Genomic DNA, 7,353 nt, shown 5'->3' with positions numbered 1-7,353 from the left:
ACCCGATCCGCTGGCGGCACGGCGCGTTGACGAGCCTCCGTGGGTGCCGCGTCCTTTGGCCCATCGTTCGGCTACCTCCAGAGCGCTGCACCGTCCGCATTGAGGCAGCAAGCGGCCGGTCGATAGCTTGAAGCGACCGACCGCAACCGCTGGCGGATTCAACTGGTCATCGCAACACATTCGCTGAATCGCTCAGCGGGCGTTTGGAAGCCGAGCGTCTTGCGCGGCCTCTCGTTCAATTGTCTGGCGATCGAGTTGAGCTGCAGCTGTGAGTAGGCCGAGATGTCGATGCCCTTTGGCAGGTACTGTCTGAGAAGCCCATTGGTGTTCTCGTTGCTGCCCCGTTGCCAAGGGCTTTGCGGGGCACAGAAGTAGACCTTGATGTCGGTGGCCATGGTGAATCGCTTGTGCCCATGCATCTCCGTGCCTCGGTCCCAAGTGAGCGATTTGTAGAGTTCCTGCGGCAGCTTGCGGGCATGCTTGATGAGTGCATTGACCACCGTCTGCGAGTCCTTGCCGTCCAGCTTCACCAGCATCACGTATCGCGTCTGGCGCTCGACCAGCGTCGCGATCTTGCTGTTGCCGCCGCCGAAGACCAGGTCTCCTTCCCAATGGCCAGGCACTGCCCGATCTTCGACTGACGCGGGCCGCTCGCTGATCGACACCGCGTCGACAATCTGGCCATGGATCGCGGTCTTCTGCGTGTAGGAGCGCGAGCGACGCATCCCGCGCGTGCGCCGCAGATGCTCCAGCAACTCCTTCTTCAAGGCGCCGCGAGCTTGAATGAACAGGCTGCGGTAGATCGTCTCGTGTGACACGTGGAGGCTCTGGTCGTTCGGATAAGTATGCTGGAGCCAGCCTGCGATTTGCTCTGGCGACCACAGCATCCGGAGCATGTCCGCCTCGATGCCAGCCAGCGCCCGATTCTTGGCCAGTTTGCAGAGCTTCGGCCGAAGAGCGCGTTCCCGTGCCGCTTGGTCCGCCAGGGTCGCCCGATAACCGTCCTGGCCGCCGTTGCGACCGATCTCCCGGCTGATGGTCGACGGCGCTCTTCCGAGACGCTCAGCGATTGAACGCATGGATTGACCGACGGTCAGTCCCAGCGAGATCTCTTCCCGCTCCGCCAAAGTCAGTGCACGCCGTGAGCGGCYGCGATCCGGTGGGCGAATACCGCCAGTCTCAGCAATGATCCGGTGAATCGAGGAGTGGCCTCGGTCGAAGAGCTTCCCGATCTCGTGCAAGGTCCAACCTGCTCTCCAACGCTCCCACATCAGCGCCTTCTGGCTATCCGAGTAGTAGATCCGCGGTCGCTGTCTCATGTCCAACACTCCTTCGGCCTGAGCGGCCCATAGTGTGTTGCGTCGACCGGTTGAATCCGCCCTGCATAGTCGTCATTTGGGAGTCTCCGACTGCCTGAGACTGAATACAGACGCTTGTGTAGCGATCACCGTCGAGGGGTGGATTGACGCTTCGCAGCGGCGGAGATCCTCACCGAGATAACCGTCAGGACCACGCCCTCCGGAAGGCGGACGCTTTGAGACTCGACGTCCGCGATGCGGAGAGCCTGACTCGACACCCATCGACTGGCTGGCTCGACGGCAGGCCGGGACATCCGCTCACCGTCCTCGAATATCACCACGCCATGGCAACGCGTGTAGTGAGTCTGGCGTTGCCCGAGCGAGTGGCCATCCCCATTGTTGAGGAGGATTGCTCAGGCAACTGCGGGTCTTGCGCCGGTGATCGAGTCATCTGCGGGCGGACGGGCGGAGCCTCGAAGGCGGCATCGCCCTGGAGCGCGTCGATCTGCAGCTCGGCGACATCGCGGCGGCCAGCGAGCATGCGGGCCAGGCCGTCAGTTCGGCGCGCTGTGTCGCCAAAGACCTGCCCGCCAGCGCCTGGCTCGGTGAAGCGCTGCTGGCGCAAGCGTAGGTGCAGCGTGCCCAAGGCGATGGCGTTGCAGCCGCCCAGACCCTGCAGAGCGCGCTCGCGCAACTGCAAGAAGCCGGCGGCGAAGAAGCGCCCAGCACGCGCGAAGCGAGCGCACTGCTGGTCTCGCTCCGGGGCCGACAAGCAGCTTTCTAGAACCGCTTACAAATTCGGTTCTTCATTGGTCGCCGAATGGCGGTTCGATGCCAGGAGCGCTGCTCCCGGCTTCGTTTTATTTATTTCCGGTGTCGGGAAAGCGGGGCGGATTGCGTTCTAGCTAATGACACAGCGATGACTCGCTCAAGGGCTTGCTTGCCCCAACCGACGACCGGAGAGACCCCATGACCGCCCCCACCCGCTCCCGCCTTGCCAACTCATCCCGCGCCGCAAGCGCTGCGAACTCCAAGCCCAAGCCGGCCGGCGCCAACCCGGCGCCGCACATGGCGCAAGACCCGGCTCCGCCGGCCGCGCCCAGCGTGGTGATCAGCGGCCCGGGCAAGGGTCAGCTCTTGCCTCAGGGCAGCGGCTTCGTGCTGGAACTCGTCAACACCAGTGCGGCCAGCAATGTGTCGCTCGTCAACACCGGGGGCACCCAGCTCGCGCTGGTGGGCATCAGCGCCAACAGCGCGGTGGGCGCGCTGAGCTTGGCCAATGCCGACTTGAGCGGCACGGCAGTCTTCGCGTCCAGTGTCGTCAGCCTGACCTTGGGCCAACTCAGCCAGGCGCTGGTCTCGGTCGCCGCGGGCAGCACTTTCAGCTTCAAGGCCGCGGAACTGGCCGACGTGCAGTTGCTCGCACCGACCGCCAATGTGAATGTGGACGTCAAGCAATGGTCAGGCAGCGCGGCCGGCGTGAGTGTGCTCAAAGCGGCGAGCCTCGCCAGCCTCGTCACCAAGGGCGACATGGGCGCGGATCTGTTGCTCACCGGCATGCCCGGCTTGCCTAGTCTGTTCACCTTGAACAGCGTGCAAATCGGCGGCGCCCTCAGCGGCGGCTTGTGGAGCGTGCACGGGCGCGCCAACAGCATCAGCGCTGGTAGCAGCGCGCCGGCCTGGCGCGCCAACATCAGCGGCCCGGTGGTGATGTTCACAACGCAAGGCGAGGCCGCCGGCAGCCTGGCCGTTGCGGCCTTGCAAATGCTCAAGATTGATGGCGCGGCGCGCAGCCTGCGCGTGCTCGTCGGCGCCGATCTGGGCGACGACGCGGCCTTGGGCGGCAGCGGCGCGAATGCCGACCACTTCCATGCCGGCAGCTTGGCGCGCGTGCGCATCGGCGGCGATGTGGTGGACACGAGCCTGATCGCAAGCGTCGATCCGGTCGACGGCGTGCTGAACGACGGCAACGACATCCAGATCGGCACGGCCGCGCAAGCCATGCTGGAGTTCATTGCCGGCGGGCAGCTCTTGGGCAGCACGAGCATCGTCGCACCGGCCTTTCCGGCCAGCGTGCGCGTGGGCGGGCGCGATCTCGACCCCGCCACCTTGCCGCAGTTCAGCCATGTGCCGCCCGACCGGCTGCCGCCGGTGCTGCGGAGCTTTGGGCTGGATGCTGCCAGCGACACCGGCACGCCCGGCGACAACAAAACCAGCGCCAACCCCGTGACCCTGGCGGGCGCCACGCAGGCCGGCACCACACTGAAGCTTCGCCACAGCGGCGACCCGACTGTGTTGTCCACCGCCACGGCCGCGGCCGACGGCAGCTTCAGCCTCGCAGGCATCACGCTGGCCCTGGGCGACAACACCTTCGATCTGACCCTGGCCGACGCCGCCGGCAACCTCACCGTGGCCAGCCTGCATCTGCTGCTGGAGCCTGCTGGCGACGGCGACACCACCGCGCCCACTTTGGAAGCCGCACTGCAAACCGACACCGGGCTCTTGGCCGATGACGGCGTGACGCGCGACGCGAGCATTGCCGGCCGCGCCACCGACGATGTTCGTGTGACGCAGTTGCTCGTGTCCCTGGACCCCGGGCCGATTCCAAGCTTCACCGACCTCGCCGCCCTGCTTGAGCCTGATGGCCGCTTCACCTTGTCGCGCGCCGTGCTGGACACGCTGGCCGGCGGCAGCTTGGCCGATGGTGCCCACACCGTGCGCCTGATCGCCAAAGACGCGGCGGGCAATGCCAGCGCGCCGCTGAACATTGTCTTCACCCTGGACCGCCAAGCGCCCGGCGGCGCCAGCTTCGCCGTCTCGACGGTCGATGCGTTCAACGGCAACACCGCGCAGACCGCCTCGGCCATCGTCGTCTTGCAAGGCACGGCCGAAACGGGTGCGACCATCCGCCTGGCAGCGCAAGGCCTCATCAGCAGCGCCAGTGCCAACGGCAACTTCATGCTGCCCGGCGTGGCGTTGGCGCTGGGCGACAATTTCATTACCTTGGATGTGAGCGACGCCGCCGGCAACAGCCAAAGCGTCACGCGTACCCTGACGCGCGTGCAACCCACGCAAGGCGACGCGGTGCTGGACTGGATCACGACCGCGCTCAAGGCCGTGCAGCTCGACGTGACGCACCCGCAAGTCGCCACGCGCACGCTCGCCATGCTCAGCATTGCCGTGCATGACAGCCTGGCCGCCATCCAGGGCACGCCGGCCTATCTGGTGCAGCGCAGCGCCAGCGACCCAACCGACGCTCAAGCCGCGGCCGCACAGGCCGCCTACCGCGTGCTGTTCAGCCAGTACCCGGGCCAGCGCACCAAGTTCGATGCGGCGCTTGCCGCGAGCCTGGCCGCACGGCCCGACGGCGCTGCCAAGAGTGCCGGTGTGGCGCTGGGCGAGAGCATCGCACAAGCGATATTGGCGCTGCGCGCTGATGATGGCAATCTTGAATTTGCCGCTGAAGACGATGGAACGGCGCCGGGCCAGTGGCGCGCCACCGGCCCGTTTTTTCTGGTGGCCGAAGAGCCGCAATGGCCGCGCGTGACGCCGTTCGCGCTGGAAAGCGCGGCGCAGTTTCGCGCCGCGCCACCGCCCGCGCTCGACTCGGCTGCCTATGCCGAGGCCATCAATCAAGTGCAAAGCCTGGGCCGTGACAACAGCATCACCCGCAGCGCGGACCAAACCCAGCAAGCCCAGTTCTGGGCCGATGGCGGCGGCAGCTTCACACCGCCCGGTCACTGGGACCAGATTGCTGTGCAAGTGGCAGCCGCCAAAGGCCAGTCGCTGAGCGCCAACGCGCGCTTGATGGCGCAGCTCAACGTGGCCCTGGCCGATGCCGCTATCGCCGCCTGGGACACCAAGTACCACTACAACTTCTGGCGACCCATCACGGCCATCCAGAACGCCGACCAAGACGGCAACCCGGCGACCGTGCAAGATGCCAACTGGACGCCGCTCTTGATCACGCCCGCGCACCCGAGCTATGTGTCGGGCCACTCGACCTTCAGCGCCGCGGCGGCCGGCGTGCTGGCCGCCAGCTTTGGCGACAACACCGCGTTTGCCACCACCGCCTCGACCTTGCCGGGCGTGACGCGCAGCTTCACGAGCTTCAGCGAGGCCGCCGACGAGGCGGGCTTGAGCCGCATCTATGGCGGCATCCACACGATTCTTGACAACGACGCCGGCAAGCTGATCGGAACGCAAGTGGCCCAGGCGGTGCTGGCGAGATTTGCCTTGACACGCGACACGCAGCCACCGCAAATCGTGCTCGACGCGACACCGGACTCCACCAACACCAACCTCGTCATCACCGGCCAAGTGCTGGACAATCTGTCCGGTGTGGCCGGCGTGCAAATCCGCGTTGACGGCGGCACAGCGCAAGACCTGGCCGTTGATGCGCAAGGCAAGTTCCGCTTCACCACCACGTTTGCCACCGACGGCTCGGCCGATGGCTCGCACAGCGTGGCCCTCAGCGCAAGCGACGCCGCCGGCAACCAGTCTGCAGCGCTGACGCGCGCCTTCACGCTCGTGACCCTGGCTCCCCAGGTCAGCCTCACCAGCCTGGCCGAAGGCGACAGCTTGCAAGCCAGCAGCCGCTTGGCCGGCAACGCCAGCGTGCACGGCGGCGTGCTCGCGCAGCTTTCTTACCAGTTCGATGGCGACATCATCCGCCAGCTGCCTTTTGACGAAAGCGGCAGCTTTGACAGCGCGCTGGACTTCAGCACATTGACAATCGGYAGCCACACGCTCAGCGTCACCGCGCGCGACAGCGCCGGCAACGCGGGCTCGACCACGCTGCATGTCAATGTGGCTGCGCTGCCGCTCTTCATGCTCAGCGGCTTTTCGCCCACCGATGGCAGCATCAATGTGGGCGTGACGCAGCGGCCCTTCATCCAGTTCTCGCGCGCCGTCAACCCCGCCACCTTGACGGCCGACAGCCTGTTTGCCACCGCGCCGGATGGCAGCAAGCTGGCCAGCACGCTCGTGCCCGCCGTTGATGGCACCTTTGTCTGGATGTTCTTTGCAAGCCCGCTGCCCGGTGGCTCGCGCATCACCGTGCACCTGGACGGTGGGCTGATACGCGCCGCCGCCGATGGCGCCTTGCTGGACGCCGACAACAATGGTGAGGCCGCCGGCGTGCAACGCGTCAGCTTCACTACCGTGAGCCGCAGCGCCGTGGCCGGCACGCGCATCATCGGCAAGGTGCTGGACCCGGGCCCCGACTTGAAGCCGATGAGCTTTGACGACATTCGCCGCGGGCCCGACGGCGTGATCCACACCGCCGACGACGTGTTCTTGCTGCCGATCGCCCATGCGATGGTGTTCATCCTCGGCCAGGAAGATCGCGTGATCTTCACCGACGCCAACGGCGAGTTCGAGTTCAACGAGGTACCGGCCGGCGACCTGAAGCTGGTGGTCGATGGGCGCACCGCGACGAATGCACCGGCCGGCGTGTTCTTCCCCGAAATGGTGATGGATGCCGCGATCCAGGCCGGTGTCACCAACACCATGATGGGCAGCATGGGCGCAGTCGAGGAACGCCTTGCCAACACCACCCGGCGCGAGATCTATCTGCCGCGCGTGCCACTGAGCGTGCTGCAAGAAGTCAGCGACACCGAGCCGACCGTGATACGGGTTGATGACCCGCGCGCCGCGCCGCAGCTCACCGACCAGCAGCGCCAGGCGCTCACGCTCAAGATCAATCCGGGGCGCGGCATTGGCTTCGATGGCAAGCCGGTCAGCAATACGAAGCTCGGCGTGTCCACCGTGCCGCCGGAGCTCGTCAAAGACATGTTGCCCGAAGGCGTGTTGCAGCACACCTTCGACATCACCATCCAGGCGCCCGGCGTGGCCACCTTCACCGAGCCGGTGGAGATCAGCTTCCCGAACGTGTTCAGCGCGTCGCCCGGCGCTCAACTGGCGGTGCTGAGCTTTGACCACACCACCGGCATGCTGGTGATCAACGGCACGGCCACTGTGTCCGCCGATGGCTTGAGCGTGGTTTCCGAGCCCGGTGCGGGCGTGCGCGCGCCGGGCTGGCATGGGCTGACCC

3 protein-coding genes are annotated in these 7,353 nt (G+C 66.3%); 1 reads left to right on the top strand and 2 read right to left on the bottom strand.

Annotated features, from left to right (window positions below):
* Positions 1–158: 158 nt before the first annotated feature.
* Together AC1D01_RS14615 and AC1D01_RS14610 are read right to left on the bottom strand one after the other, a co-directional pair.
* Positions 159–1,319, bottom strand: coding sequence for an IS30 family transposase (locus AC1D01_RS14615; RefSeq protein WP_477867384.1), 1,161 nt, complete (start codon positions 1,317–1,319; stop codon positions 159–161).
* A 313-nt stretch (positions 1,320–1,632) separates the two neighbouring features.
* Positions 1,633–2,070, bottom strand: a complete 438-nt coding sequence (locus AC1D01_RS14610; RefSeq protein WP_477867382.1) for a hypothetical protein — start codon at positions 2,068–2,070, stop codon at positions 1,633–1,635.
* A gap of 197 nt (positions 2,071–2,267) precedes the next feature.
* Between AC1D01_RS14610 and AC1D01_RS14605 the strand changes: the two genes are divergently transcribed.
* A partial coding sequence (locus AC1D01_RS14605) for an Ig-like domain-containing protein (protein ID WP_477867380.1) occupies positions 2,268–7,353 on the top strand: 5,086 nt, incomplete at its 3' end.

The sequence above is a fragment of the Rhizobacter sp. P3_B12 genome (assembly GCF_056402895.1).
This window is presented reverse-complemented; position numbering and strand designations above follow the sequence as displayed.